The organism is Micavibrio aeruginosavorus, from assembly GCF_051245535.1.
GTDB lineage: Bacteria > Pseudomonadota > Alphaproteobacteria > Micavibrionales > Micavibrionaceae > Micavibrio > Micavibrio aeruginosavorus_D.
In genome coordinates, this window is the sequence record NZ_CP195303.1 from 2,264,842 (window position 1) to 2,283,222 (window position 18,381).

Annotated in this window: 15 protein-coding genes; 7 read left to right on the forward strand and 8 right to left on the reverse strand. The window is 57.2% G+C overall.

Features of this window, described 5'->3' with window-relative positions:
- Positions 1-13 precede the first annotated feature (13 nt).
- Complete coding sequence (locus ACSC94_RS10890; RefSeq protein ID WP_435640864.1) at positions 14-577, forward strand: hypothetical protein; 564 nt, start codon at positions 14-16, stop codon at positions 575-577.
- 15 nt (positions 578-592) lie between these two features.
- On the opposite strand, the gene ACSC94_RS10895 is transcribed toward ACSC94_RS10890, so the two are convergent.
- Positions 593-772: a hypothetical protein gene (locus ACSC94_RS10895; protein ID WP_435640865.1), complete on the reverse strand. Its 180-nt coding sequence runs from the start codon at positions 770-772 to the stop codon at positions 593-595.
- A 267-nt stretch (positions 773-1,039) separates the two neighbouring features.
- Between ACSC94_RS10895 and ACSC94_RS10900 the strand changes: the two genes are divergently transcribed.
- Positions 1,040-1,681 (forward strand): c-type cytochrome, encoded by a 642-nt coding sequence (locus ACSC94_RS10900; RefSeq protein ID WP_435640866.1) that lies wholly within the window; start codon positions 1,040-1,042, stop codon positions 1,679-1,681.
- Between the two features lie 94 nt (positions 1,682-1,775).
- On the opposite strand, the gene ACSC94_RS10905 is transcribed toward ACSC94_RS10900, so the two are convergent.
- The 4 genes from ACSC94_RS10905 to earP all read right to left on the reverse strand — a co-directional run bounded on the left by ACSC94_RS10905 (position 1,776) and on the right by earP (position 5,694).
- Positions 1,776-2,225 (reverse strand): DNA polymerase III subunit chi, encoded by a 450-nt coding sequence (locus tag ACSC94_RS10905; protein WP_435640867.1) that lies wholly within the window; start codon positions 2,223-2,225, stop codon positions 1,776-1,778.
- Between the two features lie 12 nt (positions 2,226-2,237).
- Entirely contained in the window at positions 2,238-3,782 is a 1,545-nt protein-coding gene (locus ACSC94_RS10910; RefSeq protein ID WP_435640868.1) for a leucyl aminopeptidase, read from the reverse strand.
- A 148-nt stretch (positions 3,783-3,930) separates the two neighbouring features.
- A complete protein-coding gene (gene efp / locus ACSC94_RS10915; protein WP_435640869.1) occupies positions 3,931-4,488 on the reverse strand; it encodes an elongation factor P in 558 nt (185 codons plus the stop codon).
- Between the two features lie 18 nt (positions 4,489-4,506).
- Entirely contained in the window at positions 4,507-5,694 is a 1,188-nt protein-coding gene (earP, locus tag ACSC94_RS10920; protein WP_435640870.1) for an elongation factor P maturation arginine rhamnosyltransferase EarP, read from the reverse strand.
- Between the two features lie 341 nt (positions 5,695-6,035).
- Here earP and ACSC94_RS10925 point away from each other — a divergent pair, with 341 nt between their 5' ends.
- Positions 6,036-6,737 (forward strand): tetratricopeptide repeat protein, encoded by a 702-nt coding sequence (locus ACSC94_RS10925; protein ID WP_435640871.1) that lies wholly within the window; start codon positions 6,036-6,038, stop codon positions 6,735-6,737.
- 54 nt (positions 6,738-6,791) lie between these two features.
- Here the strand turns inward: ACSC94_RS10925 and ACSC94_RS10930 are convergent, their stop codons facing one another.
- Entirely contained in the window at positions 6,792-8,411 is a 1,620-nt protein-coding gene (locus ACSC94_RS10930) for a leucyl aminopeptidase (protein ID WP_435640872.1), read from the reverse strand.
- A 100-nt stretch (positions 8,412-8,511) separates the two neighbouring features.
- Between ACSC94_RS10930 and lptF the strand changes: the two genes are divergently transcribed.
- The 4 genes from lptF to ACSC94_RS10950 all read left to right on the forward strand — a co-directional run bounded on the left by lptF (position 8,512) and on the right by ACSC94_RS10950 (position 12,668).
- Complete coding sequence (gene lptF, locus ACSC94_RS10935; RefSeq protein ID WP_435640873.1) at positions 8,512-9,684, forward strand: LPS export ABC transporter permease LptF; 1,173 nt, start codon at positions 8,512-8,514, stop codon at positions 9,682-9,684.
- Positions 9,681-10,820, forward strand: coding sequence for an LPS export ABC transporter permease LptG (lptG, locus tag ACSC94_RS10940; RefSeq protein ID WP_435640874.1), 1,140 nt, complete (start codon positions 9,681-9,683; stop codon positions 10,818-10,820). The genes lptF and lptG overlap by 4 nt, the downstream gene beginning before the upstream one ends.
- 211 nt (positions 10,821-11,031) lie before the next feature.
- A complete protein-coding gene (locus ACSC94_RS10945; RefSeq protein ID WP_435640875.1) occupies positions 11,032-11,793 on the forward strand; it encodes an MlaA family lipoprotein in 762 nt (253 codons plus the stop codon).
- A gap of 218 nt (positions 11,794-12,011) precedes the next feature.
- Positions 12,012-12,668, forward strand: coding sequence for an MlaC/ttg2D family ABC transporter substrate-binding protein (locus ACSC94_RS10950; RefSeq protein ID WP_435640876.1), 657 nt, complete (start codon positions 12,012-12,014; stop codon positions 12,666-12,668).
- 77 nt (positions 12,669-12,745) lie between these two features.
- On the opposite strand, the gene ACSC94_RS10955 is transcribed toward ACSC94_RS10950, so the two are convergent.
- Positions 12,746-15,436, reverse strand: coding sequence for a DotA/TraY family protein (locus ACSC94_RS10955; protein WP_435640877.1), 2,691 nt, complete (start codon positions 15,434-15,436; stop codon positions 12,746-12,748).
- 183 nt (positions 15,437-15,619) lie between these two features.
- Positions 15,620-18,370, reverse strand: a complete 2,751-nt coding sequence (locus tag ACSC94_RS10960; protein WP_435640878.1) for a DotA/TraY family protein — start codon at positions 18,368-18,370, stop codon at positions 15,620-15,622.
- Between the last annotated feature and the right edge of the window lie 11 nt (positions 18,371-18,381).

Genomic DNA, 18,381 nt, shown 5'->3' on the forward strand with positions numbered 1-18,381 from the left:
ACGGGGTCACTGCATGGAAAAGAACATTGGGCAGAAAATCTGTGATGCTCTTTTCAGTGGCGAGCGCCCACATTTTAGAGAAGTTCCCGGTGGCCTAGAAATTGTTTATCCTTGGCGTGGGCCGGGGGACGCGTTTTATATTAATAAGCAGCAAAAACGATGGATTGTGCTGCTTAATCGAACCCTGACCACCTTGTTTGTCTCTTCGGTTGCCTTGTTGACGCTGTTGTCAGATACAAATGCAATGAGCTTCGATAAACAATTTGAGGCCGTGCATATTTTGCTCTGGGTGTCGTTTAGTGTTTTGTGTGGCATTGTGTTTTTATTTGGAAAAAATGCGACGCCCTATACTGTCCCTGTGAGTGAACGGATTAAGAATACGCCTTCTTGGGTGTGGGCGTATTTTTTTATATTTTCGGCGTGGTTTTTCTTATCGCTCATAGGGTACGCCCCCATGAGCAAGATCACTTCGCTCCCATTCGTGATAATGATGCTTGTCCTAGATGGTTTCTTCGCCGTACTGGCGGCTTGGCTTCTCTGGCGCAGTAAAACAACCGGGCTCTATTTCTTCACTTAAGCCCCGGCGGCTCCATCACTCCCCATCCGGCAAATGCCCCAGCGGATCGACCTCGACCATGTTCGCCACCTGTTCAAACACGGTGGCGTTTTCTTCCATCTGGTCTTTCAGGACCGGGTTCTGTTCGGCCACGGTGCGGAAGAAGAAAGCGGCGTCGCGCAGCAGGCGGGCGGCCAGTTCGGCGTGGGTTGCCATGGGAAAATCCTCGGGTTTGGGGGTGGGGCCCCTGAACGGGGCCTGAAAAAACGATGCGGATAGTGTAGGGGCTTCAAACCGGGTCGCCTAGGTGAAATATTTTGTCATAATGTTGAATTTGTCCCATGATCCCCCGCATTCCACCCGCATCCCCCTCTTGGCTTTTTGTCCGTTTATCTGTATACCGCAAGGGGTGGGGGCCAAACGGCCAGCCACAGGTTAAACCTTTCTTTCCGTACGCGTTTTTGAGATTAGGGTCCGCACACCATGGACAACATGGAATTCAACAAAATTTTCGCCGCCGTGCTGGTGGCCGGTATTGTCGCCAGCCTGACGGGATTCATTTCCCACACGGTAATTCATCCGCACAAACTGCATGACAATGCATACAAAATCGAAGGCGTCGTCGAAGATGGCGCCGCTGGTGTTGCCGCCCCGACGGGCCCGCAACCGATTTTGGCGATGCTGGCCTCTGCGGATGTTGCACGCGGTGAACAAGCGGCCAAGGCCTGCGCGGCGTGCCACAGCTTCAACAAAGGCGGCGCCAACGGCATCGGCCCGAACCTGTATGGCATCGTGAACGCGAACAAAGCGCACTTGGCTGGATTTGCTTATTCCGATGGCATGAAAGCCAAAGGCGGCAAATGGGATTACGACAGCCTGAACCACATGCTGTGGAAACCGAAGGCCTATATCGCCGACACGAAAATGAACTTCATCGGTTTGAAAAAGCCGGAAGATCGTGCCGCTGTGATTGCATGGCTGCGCACATTGTCTGATTCTCCGGCGGGCTTGCCGTCTGCCTCGCAGATTTCGGCGGAAGAAGCCGAACTGGCGCCGCCGGCCCCGGCGGCTGAAGCAGCCCCTGCGGCGGATGCCGCACCGGCTGAGGCTGCTCCGGCACACTAAGCCAAACAGATCAAACCACATTCAATCATCCCGCTGTTCCAACGAATGGCGGGATGATTTTTTTACACTGTGATGATTGTACGGAAGAGGGCGTTTACGCCTTCTGCTCCCATCCGCCCGTTGGCGTTTGCTGCCAATAGGTGATGGCGTGGCCCGCGTCTTTGTATGTTTTCCACCGCTGCCGTGCGGCGGTGATCTGGGCCTCGTCATGCCCGTCCAGAAATTCGCACACCAAGGCGAATTGGTCGACATCCTCCGGCGCGACACCCAACCCGGTGATCAGCAAATCGGCCTTGTTCGGATTGTCGTTTCCGGCGGTGATATACACGGGCTGGTCTTCGGCAAACCCGTCTTTCTTTGTGCCGTGGGGCAGGAAGGAGTCGGGGTTATAGGTCCATAAATGCGCCGCCATTTTTTCGGCCAGATCATCATTGGGCAGGCGGACGATCACACGTTTCCCGCCGCTAATGGCCTTGGTCAAAACCTGGGGCAAAGCTTGCCCCAGATCCTGTGTTTGCAGATGGTAAAAACGAATTTCGCTCATCTGGTCTTTCTATCACGCTTTTGGCGCGGGTGCCGCTTCGGTTTTTGGGGCTTTCGGCTTTTTCTCAAAATGATCCATGATCAATTGGTTCAGCAACCGCACGCCAAACCCGGTGCCGATTTTATCGGGCATGGTCGGATGACCGAAGACGCCATTGGCCACACCTGCAATATCAAGGTGCGCCCATTTGGTTTTGCCTTCGATAAATTCCTGCAGGAACGCGGCCGCCGTGCTGGCCCCCGGTCCGCCATTGCCAATATTGACCAGATCGCTGTATGTCCCGCGAATGGCCGCGGAAAATTCGGGGCCCAACGGCATGGGCCAGCCGCGCTCGCTCACTTTGGCACCGCTGGCGCGGATGCGTTTGGATAATGTTTCATCATTCGAAAACACACCGCACATCGTGCTGCCAAGGGCGGCTTTGCACGCCCCGGTCAGTGTGGCCAGATCAATGACGGTGTGCGGGTTAAAGCGGCGCTGCACATAGGTCAGGCAATCGGCCAGAACCAGACGCCCTTCGGCATCGGTGTTTTGCACGTCGATGGTTTTGCCGTTCATCGCGGTGACAATGTCATCGACGCAATTGGCATCCGGGCCAATATCGTTGCGGGCCAGCCCCAGAACGGCGACCACATCCACGGGCGCTTTGCGTCCGGCCAGTGCGGCCATCGCGCCAATCACGGCGGCGGCCCCGCCCATATCGAACTTCATATTCGACATGTTGGTTTTCAACGACAGGCCGCCCGTGTCAAAGGTCAGCCCCTTGCCCACCAGCGCCAGCGGACGTGATGTGTCATTGCCCGTGCCGTTATAGCGCAGCACGACCATCATCGGGCGCTTGTCCGGGCTGCTGCCCTGACCCACGGCGACGAAGGCCCCGGCCCCCAAGGCTTTCAACCCGGCTTCGTGAATAATTTCCGGGTTTAACCCCAGCGGTTCCATCGCCACGCGCACGCGTTCGGCCATGGTTTTCGGGGTCAGAACGTTGGGCGGTTCGTTGGCCAGATCACGCGCCAAAAACGCCCCCGCCGCGACCGGGGCCAATTGCGCGAATTTTTCGCGCGCCGGGGTCGGGTTGGGCAGGGCGATGCGAATGGTGTAATCCGGCGCTTGCGGGGCCTGGGATTTGTATTTATCGAACGTGTAGGATTTCAGCACAAAACCATGGGCCAGATCGGCGGCCATATGGGCATTGGCCCCGCTGAAATCATTGGCCAGAATGGTGAGCGATGTCATGCCCGTTGCGGCGACCGCCGTATAAATTTTTCCGCCAATCGTTTCGGCGCGCAAACTGTCCATGCCCTTGGTCGCGCCCATGCCGACCAGAATCATTTTCTTGAAATTGCTGCCTGCCGGGGCGGGCACGGTCAGGGTCTGGCCGGTCTTGCCCTGAAAATGCAAATCGGTGGTCATGGCGTGTTGAATGGCCGCGCCCATTTGTGCCGGGGCGATCATGGTGGCCACGCCCGGGGCGCGCTTGTCATACACCGGAACGATCACGATATCGCTGGCGTGGTCGGTTTGTCCGGCTTGGCTGGTGAATGAAAAATGCGTCATGGTGCGCTCCCTTGTTCCGTCAGTTTTTTATGATTGGATGGGTAGTCTTGCGCCTCCGCGCCCGCACCGTCAAGAGACGGATATGGTGCAAGACAAAACCCCCTCCGCCACTGGGGCGAAGGGGGTTTAAGCCATTCAAAAATCAACCTTATTTCGCGCGGGAAACGTATTCGTCCGTGCGGGTGTCGATTTCAATTTTTTCGCCGATTTCGATGAAGGCCGGAACCGAAATTTCATGACCGGTGGCCAGCTTCGCCAGCTTCATCACTTTACCGGATGTATCGCCACGGGCGGCCGGTTCGGTGTAGGTCACTTCGCGAACGACTTTCGTCGGGATTTCGATGGACAAGGCGCGGCCGTCATACATGACGATTTCGCACGGCATTTCATCTTCCAGATATTTCAGGGCGTCTTCCATGTAATCCGGGGTGATTTCGTACTGGTTGTACTCGGCATCCATGAACACATAGTTGTCGCCGTCGTTATAGGAGTATTTCACTTCCTTGTGGTCCAGAACGACGTTTTCAAATTTGTCGTCGGCGCGGTAAACACCTTCGGTCGTGTTGCCGGTGATCAGGTTTTTCATCTTCAGTTTCATCACGGACGCGTTACGACCGGATTTGCTGAATTCAGCTTTCGTCACCAGCATCAGGTTGCCTTCCATGGTGACAACGTTGCCGGAGCGAAGTTCTTGAGCGATTTTCATCGTATGAATGTCCTTATATCAGTTTTGATCTTTTTGGTTCCGGATAAAGCGGACCAGCTGGTCGGCCAGATCCGCCTGTTCGGCAAGGGTGCTGGCCCAGTCTCGCGCGTGGGGGCCCAGCCGGGGCAGGGCCTCAAAAAAGTCGCGCATCACCCGGGTGCTGCCCTCTTCAAGGGCTTCTACATTCCACATTATAGTGAATTGTGCAAGCTTCTCCGCGTCTTCCGGGGCCAGATTCGCACCGTAACGGCTTAAAAACGCGCCCAGTTTGATCAGGTGGGCATTCTCCTCCTGCACATAAATCTGCCAGACCATGGGCCGCCCGGCCCAGATCGCCCGGACGAATGAATCCTCCCCCCGGACGAAATTGACGTGGCTGGTCCAGAGCAATTTGTCGTAATCATCCTGCGTCAAAAACGGCACGGTATGGATGGTGACGTGGTCGGATTGGAAATCCTTCAGCGCCGCCATATGCGTCGGGGCCACCCCGGCGGGGGCCAGGAACCGGGTTTTGATTCCGGCTCGGTCGATCACGCCCATCAGGGCGGTGACGGGTGCGTTGTCATAACAAAACAGGCTGATATCGATGATGGTCGGATCAATGGCCGGGATGCCGTGGCGGGCGCGCCATGTATTTTGGGCGGCGGTGTCCGACTGGAATGTTTTGATGTCATCCATCAATCCGGCCTCACGGCTCAGGCCCCCGGTGCGCGGGGTGAAGCCGGGGAAGAACAATGTCTTCTTCATCCCCGTCATCGGGTTGGTGGACGGGATGGCATGGACCCCATCGACCCAGTCCTCGGCACTGAGGTATTCAAGGTCGACCCAGACCGGATTCGGGGTGGTGGCTTTCATGGCCGCGATGACAGCTTGGGGCAGGTCACAGGCAAAGGCCTCGATCACCGCATCGGCCATGGGAAGGTCGGGGGTGTTATAAAATTGCCCGATGGCCTCCGCGGTCCAGCGCAGGATGGCGACCCCGTCAATGGTCTGCCGGATGGCATCCGGGTCCAGCCTCGGTTCGATCCGGGCAAAGGTTTTGAAGTCATCAACATACAGCCGGACCCCACACCCTTGGTCCCCATCTCTCCCTCTGGCCAGCTGCCGGGCAAACCGCCAGCACACCCCGATGTCCCCAAAATTGTCGATCACGCGACAGAAAAGGTCGATGGTCAGTGGGGCGTGGGTCGGGGGTGTGGGCATCATCGGATCACTGTTTGGGGTGTGATGGGTGTATAGCAGGGCGGGGCAACCGGGTTCAATCTTTTCGATTTGCCCCTCACCCCAACCCTCTCCCAGAGGGAGAGCGAGCCGGTCCCGCTGGCCCAAAAACCCTTCCCAATCGTCCCCCTCTCCCTCCGGGAGAGGGCCGGGGTGAGGGTGCCGCTCGTATGTCATGCACAAAACACTAACCCATTGATTTTATTTATACGTACAGTCGCATACGGGCTAGGTGTATGACATTTTTTGATCGGCGCGTATGCTTTTGCCAGTGTGTATGTGCGTGTATCTGTGGTAGAGTGCAACCAATTAAATCGGAGGTCCGGATGAAAGCTTTTATGCGCGAGGTCATCAATGTCGTCATAGTGTTGGCGCTCATCTGGTTTGGCATGTACGTGTCGAGTTTCGGTTTTATGTACTTGGCGGCTCGCTGGTCTACTGAGGCCCTTGCGCACGAGTATCAGGTTGAAAAGGACCGTATAGCGAAGCGCACGGAACCTTTGGAATACAACGCAACTGATTGTCAGGTGGCTTTGGGGCAAATCAATGGGTCTGCAGAATCTGAGCGCCGGGATGCCGCGATTGAAATTTGCCGCTATGTTGGTGCATGGGGAGATGCTCAAACGCAGTTTGAGTTGGGCCGTATGTACAGCGAAGGTACATATGGTGTTGCTAAGGATCAGGCGGAAGCGAATCGTTGGTTCCGGCGTGCGGCTTTGCAAAATCATGTACCTGCCCAATATAGTGTTATGTCAGCACTCTATGCGCAGGCGATAGCATCCAATGATGCTGAGGGACTTTTTCCGATTTTGGAAATGTATGGCTGGTTCTGTGTTCTGGAAAAAGGGCTGTTAAGGGTGGCTTCTTCCCCGGGGCCTGCTTTTGGGACGGATGCGGAGCGTACAGGCAAGGTATTGACTGATTTACGCCATGCCTTTGCGCAGGGCAAGAAAGCGCAAAGTTTTCCCTACAGGTTCGGTGTAGATCGTATGTGTCATGGGTATGTTCAGGTATTTTATCCAGAATAAACAAACCCCCTCGGGGTAGAGGGGGTTTGTGATTAGGTCAATTTTGTTTTCGTCTTACTCGTAATAATCCATCACCATCTGGTTCAAGACGCGAACACCAAATCCGGTGGCGCCTTTCGGGCCCAGTGGCTTGTCGGCCCCGACCCAGGCGGTTCCGGCGATGTCGAGGTGGGCCCAGGGGGTGTCGCCCTCGATGAAGTGTTGCAGGAACCCGGCGGCGGTACAGGACCCGCCATGGGGGGACCCGCTGATGTTTTTCAGGTCGGCGATGGTGGACACCATCGATTTGCGATAAAAATCGTCCAGCGGCATCCGCCACAGTTTTTCACCCGTCTTCCGGCTGGCGTCCTGCAACTGGGTCCACAGCGTTTCATCGTTGGCATAGGCCCCGGCATATTCGGACCCGAGCGCAACCATGATCGCCCCGGTCAGGGTGGCCAGATCAATGATCATCTTCGGCTTGTCATGTTTCTGGACATAGGTCAGGGCATCGCACAGGACCAGACGGCCTTCGGCATCCGTGTTCAGGACCTCAACCGTTTTCCCGGCCATCGACCCGATAATATCACCGGGGCGATAGGCGCGGTCTGATGGCATGTTTTCGGCCAGCCCGACAATGGCGACCACATCGACCTTGGCCTTGCGGCTGGCCAACGTGTGCATCAACCCGACCACGGCGGCGGACCCGCCCATGTCCATTTTCATGTCGTCCATGCCGGCGGCGGGCTTGATGGAAATGCCGCCCGTATCGAACGTCACGCCCTTGCCGACGAAGGCCAAAGGTTTGGTCATTTTCGGGGCTGCCTTGGCGGATTTCGTGGCTTTTCCGCCGGATTTCCCGGCATAACGCATAATCACCACGCGCGGCGGGCGGGCCGAACCCTGCCCCACGGCCAGATGCGATTCCATGCCCAGCTTGGCCATTTTCTTCTCATCCAGAATCTCGACATGCACGCCGAGGGGTTGCAGCATTTTTGCAATCCGTTTGGCGTAGCTTTCGGGATAAATCACGTTTGGCGGCTCGTTGGTCAGGTCGCGGGCCACATGGGTCCCGGCGGCGGCGGCGGCCAGATCGCGCTCAATCGCGGCGGCCTTGGTCGCGCCATCCAGTACAATATCGACGGATTGCAGGGTGCGGGCTTTCTTCTCGCCCTTTTTGCTGCTGCCTTTCTCGGCGGATTTATACAGGTCGAAATCATAGGCGCGCAGGCGCACACCTTCCGCGATATGGGCGGCGAGGGCATCCGCGCCAAGGGATTGTTTTGCATCGGATTTTTTGGATTTTTTGTCCGATTTTGCTGCGCTTTTTGCTGCAGCAAAAAGGGTTGCATGTTCCGTGCCTGTCGATTTCAGGGCGCTGTAAAATTTGCCCCCGATCACGGCGGCTTCGGCCGGGGTCAGATCGGCGGCTTCACCCATCCCGACCAGCATGTAACGCACCACGCCGTCCTTGTTTTTCGGGGCGGCGATCACGGCGATCTGCCCGGCCTTGCCGCTGAAATGATCTTGCGCGTCCATCCACTGGCGAATGGTCCCGCCGCTTTGTTTATTCAGGGCCTCGGCCTCCGAGCTGAACGTGCCATCGGCGCCAACGCAGGCGGCCAACGTGTCGGATTTGGACTTAGATTTGGGCTGGGGCGTTTTGGAAAAGGTGATTTTGACGGTTTTGGTCATGATTTTTCCGCTTTTTGAGAGATTTACGGCTTTGCCGCCCGGAACGGGCTTGGTATGGATAAAGGCCGACAAACTTTAACCCAGACGCGTGCCTTTTTCCATGGCTGTCTTCGACCGTTATCTGCTCAAAACCTTGCTGATCGCCACGGTGTTTATTGCCGTGGTGCTGGCGGCTATTATTTTCCTGACGCAGTCGCTGCGCTTTCTGGAACTGGTCATCAATGCCGGGGCGTCGGGCTCGGCCTTCTGGCTGCTGACCTTGCTGGCCTTGCCGCGCTTCTTTGAAATCATCCTGCCCATCGCGTTGCTGGCGGCGATTGTCTTTATCTATAACCGCATGACGATGGACAGCGAATTGGTGGTGATGCGGGCCATTGGTGCGTCGCCCGCCCGGCTGGCCCGTCCGGCCCTGATGCTGGCGCTGGGGGTTAGTGTTGTGCTGTTGATTATGACGGCGTGGCTGGCCCCGGTGACCTTGGCGGGGATGCAACATCTGCGGCAGGTGATCAAAGCGCAATATTCCAGCCTGCTGTTCCGCGAAGGGGTCTTCAACGCCGTGGCCCCCGGCCTGACCGTTTATATGCGGGAACGGCTGGACAACGGGGAACTGGGCGGGTTGATGATCCATGATACCCGGGCCGAAAACCCGACCCCGGTGACGGTGATTGCCAAGCGCGGCGTGATGGTCGCCACAGATTCCGGGCAGCAAGTCGTGGTCTATGACGGCTCCCGCCAGGCCATGGATGAAAGCACCGGCAACCTGACAAGGCTGGATTTTGACCGCTATCTGATTGATCTGCCCGAAGGATCCGGCGTGGTGCGCCAACGCTGGCGCGAGCCGGAGGAGCGGACCCTGTTCGAACTGTTCCGCCCCGACATGGCCAATGAACATGACCGCGCCAGCCGCCATGATTTCATGGTCGAAGCCCACCGCCGCATTATCAGCCCGTTTCTGGCCCTGACCTACAGCGTGATCGGGCTGGCCTTCCTGTTGCTGGGTCCGGTGGATCGGCGCGGGCAAAGCCGCCGGATCGTGGCCGCCATTGCCGCCGTGGTCGGGATTCAGGGGCTTTATCTGGCCGCCTTTAACATGGCGCAGGATCATATTGGTGGGCTGATTTTGATGGATGTGCTGGTGCTGGGGCCGCTTTTATTGTGCGGCTATCTGCTCAGCGGGGCCAGCGAAGCCATGCGGCAAAAACCATGGTGCCGCACCTTGTCGTCCCTGTTCATCTCCGGTGCGAAAAACACCAAGACCGGGGGGGCCGCATGATCAATCGCCATGCCACGCTGAACGGCTATCTGGGCCGTCTTTTCGCCCTGAATTTCCTGTTTATCACGGCCATTTTGCTGGGCGTTGTTTATCTGTTCGATACGGTCGAATTGCTGCGCCGGGCGGCGAAGCGCGATGTCGGCCTGTCCCGCGTGCTGGAGATGGGGTTGTACAAACTGCCCGAGGTGGGGCAGTTGATTTTCCCCTTCGCCATCCTGTTCGGGGCCATGTTCACCTTCTGGGTTCTGACCCGGCGCAGCGAGCTGATCGTTGTGCGGGCGGCGGGGTTCTCCGTCTGGCAGTTTCTGGCCCCGGTCATGGGTGTGGCGATCCTGATTGGCGTGCTGCAAATGGCGGTCATCAACCCGCTGGGGGCGATGATGCTGGGGCGGTATCAGGTGCTGGAAAACCGCTATTTGCTGCCCGAGGGCAACCAGATCGCCCTGTTCAAGGAAGGGCTGTGGCTGCGCCAATCCCATCATCTGGACAGCCCGTCCACTGACACCAGTGTGGACGAGGGTGTGGATGAAGGGTATGCCATCATCCATGCCGACAAAATCCAGTTGCCCGACTGGGAATTGCGCGGGGTCATGGTGTTGTTCTTTGACGGCGACAATAATTTCCTGCGCCGCATGGATGCGACCAGCGCCCGCCTGACCCGGGGGCAGTGGAATTTACAGGACGTGCAGATCAGCGCGCCGGGCGCGCGGGCCGAACGGGTGCAGCATTACGCCCTGCCAACCAAGCTGACCGCGGACGAGATCGAGGAAAGTTTCTCCTCCCCCGAAACACTGTCTTTCTGGAAACTGCCGGGTTTTATCGCCACGCTGAAGCAAACCGGGTTTGATGCCACCCGCCTGTCGATCCATTTCCAGTCCTTGCTGGCCCAGCCCTTGCTGTTTATGGCCATGGTGTTGCTGGCAGCGACAGTGTCGCTGCGGCCGCCACGCTTCCGTGGGGCCATGGCCATGGTGATGGCCGGGGTGATGATGGGGTTTGTGGTGTTCTTCCTGTCCAGCTTTCTGCAGGCGCTGGGCGCTTCGCAACAGATCCCGGTCCTGCTGGCGGCCTGGTCCCCGGCGCTGGTCACGGCCTTGTTGGGCGGGGCGGTGTTGCTGACGCTCGAAGATGGCTGATGCTTGTTTGCAACACCCTGTGTATTATCTTTGTCACACTGTCCCGAACGTCTTGAAATAAAGGCAAAAAAGGGCTACATCGGACCAGTTTTGTTAACTTGGCGTTCATGCCAATTTGATTAACTCAGGGGGTGTGGCGCGTTTTGCCATGCAGCCTGCTCTTAAAGTTTAAAAAATTCCATGAAACCCCTTCGATTGTGCGGGATGTAAAATGATGGCGCGTATTGCGTTTTTGAAATTCTCTCATGTTGTTCTGGCCGGCTTTGCTGCGCTGACCCTGTCTGCATGCAGCAGTACGCAAGCCACGGAACCGAACGATCCGCTGGAAGGCTATAACCGCGTGATGTTCGCCGTGAACGATGTGGTGGATCAGGCTGTGTTCCGTCCGGTGGCCAAGGGATATCGCTTTGCCGTACCGCAACCGGCCCGCAATGGCGTTCGTAACTTCCTGAATAACTTGCGTGCCCCGATCGATCTGGCCAACGAAACATTGCAGGGCGATTTTGCCGGCGTTGAAAACGTGCTGGTCCGTACCTCGGTCAACACGCTGATCGGCGTGGGCGGCGTGATCGACGTTGCCGGCATGGAAGGGTATGTGCATCAGCGTGAAGATTTCGGTCAGACGCTGGGCGTTTGGGGTGTTGGCCAAGGCCCGTACATCATTGTACCGCTGCTGGGACCCACCACGATGCGCGATGGCACCGGCCTGCTGGTTGATGGTTTCATGGATCCGCTGTTCTGGTACCTGTACAATATCGAGAAATTCGGCTGGTACTACGCCCGTCTTGGCGTGTCTTATATCGATGCGCGCGAAGAATTGCTGGATGCGCTGGACGATCTGCGCCGCAACTCGTTCGATTACTATGCAGCAACCCGCAGCGCCTATCTGCAGCGGCGTGAGGCGATGGTCACCGACATGTCGACGGGCGCTCTCGGGAGCCATATCCCCGACTATGACGCAGGCGAAGAATAAGCGCTTTACCGCATAATTTTCAGGAAACCGGGCCTTTTTGCGAAGGCTCGGTTTTTTATGACGCGGTCATCATCGTCATGTTTTTGCCTTTGATGTGTGTCAAACTATCTATAAAGTTTGCAGTGCATGGTGATAAGGCTGTATGGATGTGCCGATTTTCCCGTGACGTGTTTGATAAAGGAGTGTTTGAGGTGTTGATGCTGGATCGGAAAAGTGTAATGCGTGGATTGGTTTTGGGCGCGGCTGCGGCGGCGCTGCTGTCCCCGCTGGTGTCGTCTTCGGCCGTGGCCGCCGGTTCGGACGTGCGTCCGGCCTATCAGGTTGACGGCGCGTTCCTGCGCGTTGCGGATCAAAAGGGGGCTGAAAACTTCGTTGGTTCCATGGCGGGCCGGGCGATTGGGTTTTTGGGTGATGCGTCGCTGTCACAGCAACAAAAACGCGCCTCCTTCCGCAAATTGCTGGAAGATTCGTTTGATATGGCGACCATTGGCCGCTTTGCGCTGGGCACCTATTGGCGCTCGGCCTCCGAAGCGCAACGGGTCGAGTATCAGAAGCAATTCAAAGTGATGGTCGTGAACGTCTATTCCGAACGGTTCACCGAATACACGAACCAGACCTTCCGCACCACGGGCTCCCGCCCGGATGGGGAGAAGGATGTGATCGTGTCCTCCGTGATTGAATCGCCCGAAGGCAAGCCGCCGGTCAAGGTGGATTGGCGCGTGCGCAACAAGGATGGCCGGTACAAGATCGTTGACGTGATGGTCGAAGGGGTCAGCATGTCCCTGACGCAGCGTTCCGACTTCTCCTCCGTGATTCAGGCGGGCGGCGGCAATGTCCAGATTCTGTTGGATCATTTGAAGCAGAGAAACGGCTAAGCGCCCCGCGCTTCATGCGAACCCATAAAAAAACACCCGCCAGATTGGCGGGTGTTTTTTTGTTATCCCGGAGGACGTTATTGTTTCGCGAACATGCCCTGCAGGCTGCCCGCGGCCCCTCTGAGCGATCCGCTGACAGAGTTGGCGCCCATGGACACGTTGCGGACAAGGTGTTCCGCCGGGTCGCCGGAGAAGTCGCCGAAGCCGTTGACGTTCGTGCCCAGCCAGTACATGACGTGGTTCGGGATCAGGGTGATCAGCTTGAACGACGCCATGCCCATCATGTACACGATGATCGCGTAAATCACCGTATGGAAGAAATAGTCGATGGTGGAGCGCATAAATTCCCAGTTGCCCAATTGCCCAGCCAACGCGGCATCGGCCCCTTCGTTATCGAAGCCGGTCAGGTTGGAGACAACCAGATCGAAAATGCTGTTCAGCACCTGAACCTGCGCCGCGAAGATGGAGACGGCGGCAATCAGGCCAAAGACGATAAACAGCGGCCGCATAAAGATTTCAAAGATCAGGAAATACCCGTCCTTGGCCGCATCACCCGGCAAGCCATCCCCGTCGATCCGGATGTGCGCCAGCGCCCACAGCGGCACGCCCACCATGGCCTCGAACACGCCCTTGACCCAGTTGCCGACGGCAAAGAAGAAGTAAATAAAGGGCAGGAACGGCAAGACGTAATACAGCACGAAGCCCATGCTGAGCGTCATAAAGGCGACACCGCTGGCAATGCTGGAAAACGCCCCGGCCAGTGGTCCGATCCCGAACAAGCCGTTGAGCAGGTTGGATAAGGTGGCCACAGCCCCGGATCCGGCGGCAATCCCCAGATTGGTAATGGCCGAATCCACCATGGATTTACCCAAAGCGACCAATTGGGCCAGCGGGTGGGTGTTGGCGTTATCCCGCATGTTGAACAACCCTTCGGTCCCGAACAGGGCATTGATCACGTCGATAATGATGTTTTGCGATGTCGGGGTCGGAATGTTTTCCGCGCCGCTCGGCTGACCCGCCGCTTCGACGTTCCAGATGTCATAGGCGCGGTTCAATGCGGCGGACATGGCCGCACCATATTCGGTAAATTCCACCGCGACACCGTCCGACATGGTCGGCTGGTACCGCAGTTGGCTGATAATCTCGTTGTCCTTCTTGCGCTTTTCTTCCAGCACATATTCCATGATGGCCGGATATTTGGTCGGGAAGGGCAGGTTATAGGCCGCGGCAATCATCGCGCCGTTCATCTGTGCGATCTTGTTGTACCAGATGCCGCCGCCGCCCCAGCCCAGGGCCTGTTGCGTGTTCAGCCAATCGCCGCCACCAATCTGGGCCACCACGCCGTAATAAATCCACATATCGATGTTTTCATCCCACGACCGGACCAGATCATCGCGTTGCTGCGGTGTTGGCATGGTGTTGGTGATGCTGCTGGCCGTGCTGTTGGGCAGGGCTTCCTTCACCGCGGCATAGCCCGCGTTGATGAAATAGCTGGTGTTGGTTTCGTTACTGATCTGATCCCATGGTGTGCGGATCAGGCCCTCATAATAGGATTGCTGGATCGACCGCGATCCTTCTTCTTCAACATCGGTCGTGGTCATGGTGATTTTGCCGCAATAGGGCGAAACATAACCCGGTTCCTGTTTGTGGCGGATGGGGTCGCGTTCGCCGAAGACGACGATAATGTCGCCGTTCTCATAGAAATTTAAAGCCTGCTCCCAATCGGCATCCGCCAGCAGCATAAATTCCGGCGCTTTGGTCACGCTGCGGACCAGATAGGCGTTGATGCTGACGTTGCCCTCAGCCAGCAATTCATAGGATTTTTGGCAGGCGGCCAGCACCGTATAGAATTGCAACAAATCGTTGGGCTTTGGCTGGCGTGGTTCCGCGATCAGGAAATTGGGGTCGCCCAGCAACGTCGAACCCGTCAGGCGTTCGTTAAACAGGGTCCAGCCATTGCTGGCCATGTTCGATCCCCATTTGGCGGCATACAGCGCGATATATTGCGCGCCGTTCAGCCCGTAGCTGAGCGGAACCAGCAGGCCGAGCGCCACCACCATACGGATCGGGGCCCAGACATGGTTAAAGCGGCGGCCAAACGGCGTGCCGCTTTGCGCCGTTTCAACGACGATGGCAACGGCGAAATACAGGAAGATAATGACGGCAATGACCATCAGGCCAATGCTGTAGAATTGCAGCATGTCATGCAACGCGCCGTGATACGCAAACGGCCACGGCCCATCCGGAACGGCGGACCCAAGGCAGGGCGTGCCGTTGGCGACACAGGTGCCGCCGCCATTGGCGTCGGTAAACATGCCGGGAACGCCAAACACGCGGTCCAGCAGGATAAAGGCGATATCGCTTTCCGCATTCTGAATTTTAAAGAACTCTCCATACCCGGCGGGCATGGCGGCCTTGGCGCTTTGGACCATCAGGCTGAACAGCAAAATACCAATCTGCAGCAACAGCAACAGGAAGCCGAGGCAGACCATCGCGAAAATCACGATCTGGTCGACGTGGGATTTGTTGAATTGCAGGTTGCGGTAGGCCTCGCCCAGAACGTTGCTGATCCCGAATTTGCGGATGTTCTGCGGGCTTAAATACGGGTGGCCCGCGGGCAGCAGGCGCGCGGCGCGGAAGACCTGCGCCATAAAGAAGGACACGTGGCTGAATCCGGTGCCGACCAGATCCCGCGTCAACGGCAGAATCCCGGGCAGCAGTGCAAATTTCAGCACTTGCCCCGTCGTGATTCCCGTTGTGATCTTCATTTTATTATTGTCTGGCATTGATTTGCCTGGCCCCGCCTTATTGTCTCACACCACTGCTGTTGTTCAGCCCCGGATTATTAAAATTTTATTAAAATTATGGTCCACCCGGTTTCCCCGATTATACCACAACGCCTTGGTCTTTCTCCACAATCACGCACGTTCTGCGCATGATCGGGCCCTTATTTAGATTCTCCCGGCCGCATTCTCGCCCCAGCCCGCGCCACGGCCGGTCATCTGGCCGATAATGCTGCCGCCGGAGCTGAAGACAGAGTTGGTCCCCAGGAAGGCGTTTCGGGTGAGGTTTTCCGCAGCCGGTTGCAACTGGTCGCCGAAGGATTCGACCGAACCATGCATCCAGCGCAGGATGCTCTTCGGGATCAGGTCGATCAGCTTGAATGTGGATTGCGCGATCATGTACACGACCAGCGCATACAGGATCGTATAGAAAAACTGGTCAATAATGCCGCGGTAATAGGCAATGCTGCCCGTGCTGTTGGCGGCCACGGCCTGGGCGTTGGTGTGGTTAAACCCGGCCAGGTTGGACACGACGATGTCGAACATGTTGTTCAGCGTGCGCACCATGGCATAGAACACCACGATTGATGCAACCAACCCGAAGACGATCAGGATGGGTCTGATAAACACCTCCAGCAACAAATAATAGCCGTTCATGGCGGCGCGGCCCGGCAAGCCCTCGCCATCAATTTTCAGGTGCGCCAGCGCCCACAGCGGGACGCCGACCATGGCCTCGAACACGCCCTTGACCCACCCGCCAACGGCGAAGAAGAAATACAGGAACGGCATAAAGGGAATCACGTAAAACAGCACCAGCCCGATGCTCAGCCCGATCATGCCAATCCCCAGCAGGAAGCCGGACACGGCCTTGCCCATGCCGCCAACCATGGTGCCGCTGGTGACCAGACCCAGAATGCCCGACCCAGCGGAATAGCCCAGAACGGTCACGCCATGTTCAACCATGGCGCGGCCCAATGATGCCAATTGGGCCAGCGGATAGACGTGTTCGTTGCGGCGCATGTCCCACAGCCCTTCCAGACCAAACAGGACATAGATGAAATCCATCACCTGATTGCCTGTGGCGGGGCGGCGGCCGCAACCGATGTCGCTGGAAATGGCGCCGTATGAACTGTCACCGCATCCATATGTCGTGTTGTTCCACGCGACGAAGGCCTGATACATGGCCTGTGCGATCGGATACTGGCTCGGGTCCGGCAATTCGACCAGCTTGTTGCTGGAATGGTGCGGCTCGAATCGTTTGCTGCCGGTGATGGCGCTGTCTTCCTTGCGGTGCCCAGCCTGAATCTGCTCCATAATGTCCGGGAACTTTGTCGGCTGCGGCAGGTTGAACACGGCCGCGGTCAAATCGCCGTTGACCTGCGCAATCTTGTTGTACCAGATGGCGGCACCGCCCCATCCGTAAATCTTGGCATCTTCCGCCCAAGGGTAATTCCCCATCTCGGCATAGGCTTCACGCAGGGATTCTTCAATCCAGTACCGATAATCGGTCATGATGAATTGTTTTTGTTCTTCCGTCGGCATCGGCGCGTTGGGGTCGCGGTTTTGCGGCAAATAACGGCGATTGATGTTGCGGGCCCAGTCACCGATCCAGACGAAATCGGTGCCCGTGCTTTGGTTTTTGATATCTTCCCAGCCGAACAGGATGATGTTGTTGATATAGTTCCGCGTGATCAAATCCACCGGCGATTCCGTGGCCAGCGTCGTTCCGGTCGTGATGCTGGGCGCACCCTGCGACATGATCTTGAAGTTCATTTCGCCGCAATGGGGGAAGACGTACCCTTTTTCGTTTGGATACAGTTCCGGATTATATTCGCCGTAACGGATGACCATGTCCCCGCGGGTCCATTCCGCGATTTGTTGCACGGTCATGGGGTTGTTGTACATGTCGTCCAGCAGCATGTAAGACGGCGTATTGGACGTATTGCGCACCATATAGGCCTGAATTTCCCGGCCATACATGGTGCGATAAGCATCCACGCAGGTGGAGACGACCGTGAAAAATTGATAAATATCCTGCGGCATGGGTGGGAATTCAGGAATGGATGTCAGCGAGTTGGGCTCACCCAACAAAGTCGGGGCCGAAATATTATCGACGAAGCGGTTCCACCCATTGGTCGCAAACCCGGACCCCCACTTGGCGGCGTACAGCGTAATATATTGCGCCGAATTCAGGCCATAGGATACGGGCAGCAATAATCCCAGCCCGGCCACAAGGCGCAACGGCGCCCAGACGCGGTTAAAGCGCCGCCCAAACGGCGTGCCTGTTTCCGCGGTCTCCATCACAATGGTAACGATCAGATAGCCAACGATAATGGTCGCAACGATCAGCAGGGCTTCGCTGTACAAGGCGAACATGTTCTGCATCGCGCCGTGATACGCAAACGGCCACGGGCCATCGCTGACCGAACTGCCGAAGCAGGCAATGTTCTGTTCGACGCAGGACCCAAACAGGCCCGGAACGCCAAACACACGGTCCAGCAGGACGTAGGCCAGATCGTTTGTCGGGTCCGCCGGGGTGAACCAGCCCACGAAATCGGTTGGCATCGCCCCCGCCGCCTTGGCGGATCCGATGAAAAAGGCCCCGGCCAGCAGGCCGAATTGCATGGCCAGCAAAACAAAGCCGAGCAGCAGGATGAAGAAAATCACCACCTGGTCGATGTGTTTACGGTCGAATTTCAAATTCGACGCGGCCTGGAACACGACGTTGTGCAATCCATACCGGCCAAAATTCTCCGGGTTCAGATAGGGGTGTCCGGCGGGCAGTAACCCGACGACGCGATACACCAAGGCCGTGAACATCGCGATATACCGGAACCCACTCGCCATCAAGTCGCGCAATCGCGGTGCGATTCCGGGAAGGAAGGTGAATTTTAAAAACCCTTTTGGGGTCAGGTCCATGGTCGTCCTAC

What these genes read in the sequence shown, in the direction of transcription:
- ACSC94_RS10930 (WP_435640872.1), bottom strand. Translation starts at nt 8,411, where the DNA reads ATGACCAAAACCGTCAAAATCACCTTTTCCAAAACGCCCCAGCCCAAA.
- ACSC94_RS10910 (WP_435640868.1), bottom strand. Translation starts at nt 3,782, where the DNA reads ATGACGCATTTTTCATTCACCAGCCAAGCCGGACAAACCGACCACGCC.
- ACSC94_RS10960 (WP_435640878.1), bottom strand. Translation starts at nt 18,370, where the DNA reads ATGGACCTGACCCCAAAAGGGTTTTTAAAATTCACCTTCCTTCCCGGA.
- ACSC94_RS10950 (WP_435640876.1), top strand. Translation starts at nt 12,012, where the DNA reads ATGCGTGGATTGGTTTTGGGCGCGGCTGCGGCGGCGCTGCTGTCCCCG.
- ACSC94_RS10925 (WP_435640871.1), top strand. Translation starts at nt 6,036, where the DNA reads ATGAAAGCTTTTATGCGCGAGGTCATCAATGTCGTCATAGTGTTGGCG.
- ACSC94_RS10900 (WP_435640866.1), top strand. Translation starts at nt 1,040, where the DNA reads ATGGACAACATGGAATTCAACAAAATTTTCGCCGCCGTGCTGGTGGCC.
- earP (WP_435640870.1), bottom strand. Translation starts at nt 5,694, where the DNA reads ATGATGCCCACACCCCCGACCCACGCCCCACTGACCATCGACCTTTTC.
- ACSC94_RS10905 (WP_435640867.1), bottom strand. Translation starts at nt 2,225, where the DNA reads ATGAGCGAAATTCGTTTTTACCATCTGCAAACACAGGATCTGGGGCAA.
- efp (WP_435640869.1), bottom strand. Translation starts at nt 4,488, where the DNA reads ATGAAAATCGCTCAAGAACTTCGCTCCGGCAACGTTGTCACCATGGAA.
- ACSC94_RS10890 (WP_435640864.1), top strand. Translation starts at nt 14, where the DNA reads ATGGAAAAGAACATTGGGCAGAAAATCTGTGATGCTCTTTTCAGTGGC.
- ACSC94_RS10955 (WP_435640877.1), bottom strand. Translation starts at nt 15,436, where the DNA reads ATGAAGATCACAACGGGAATCACGACGGGGCAAGTGCTGAAATTTGCA.
- ACSC94_RS10945 (WP_435640875.1), top strand. Translation starts at nt 11,032, where the DNA reads ATGATGGCGCGTATTGCGTTTTTGAAATTCTCTCATGTTGTTCTGGCC.
- ACSC94_RS10895 (WP_435640865.1), bottom strand. Translation starts at nt 772, where the DNA reads ATGGCAACCCACGCCGAACTGGCCGCCCGCCTGCTGCGCGACGCCGCT.
- lptF (WP_435640873.1), top strand. Translation starts at nt 8,512, where the DNA reads ATGGCTGTCTTCGACCGTTATCTGCTCAAAACCTTGCTGATCGCCACG.
- lptG (WP_435640874.1), top strand. Translation starts at nt 9,681, where the DNA reads ATGATCAATCGCCATGCCACGCTGAACGGCTATCTGGGCCGTCTTTTC.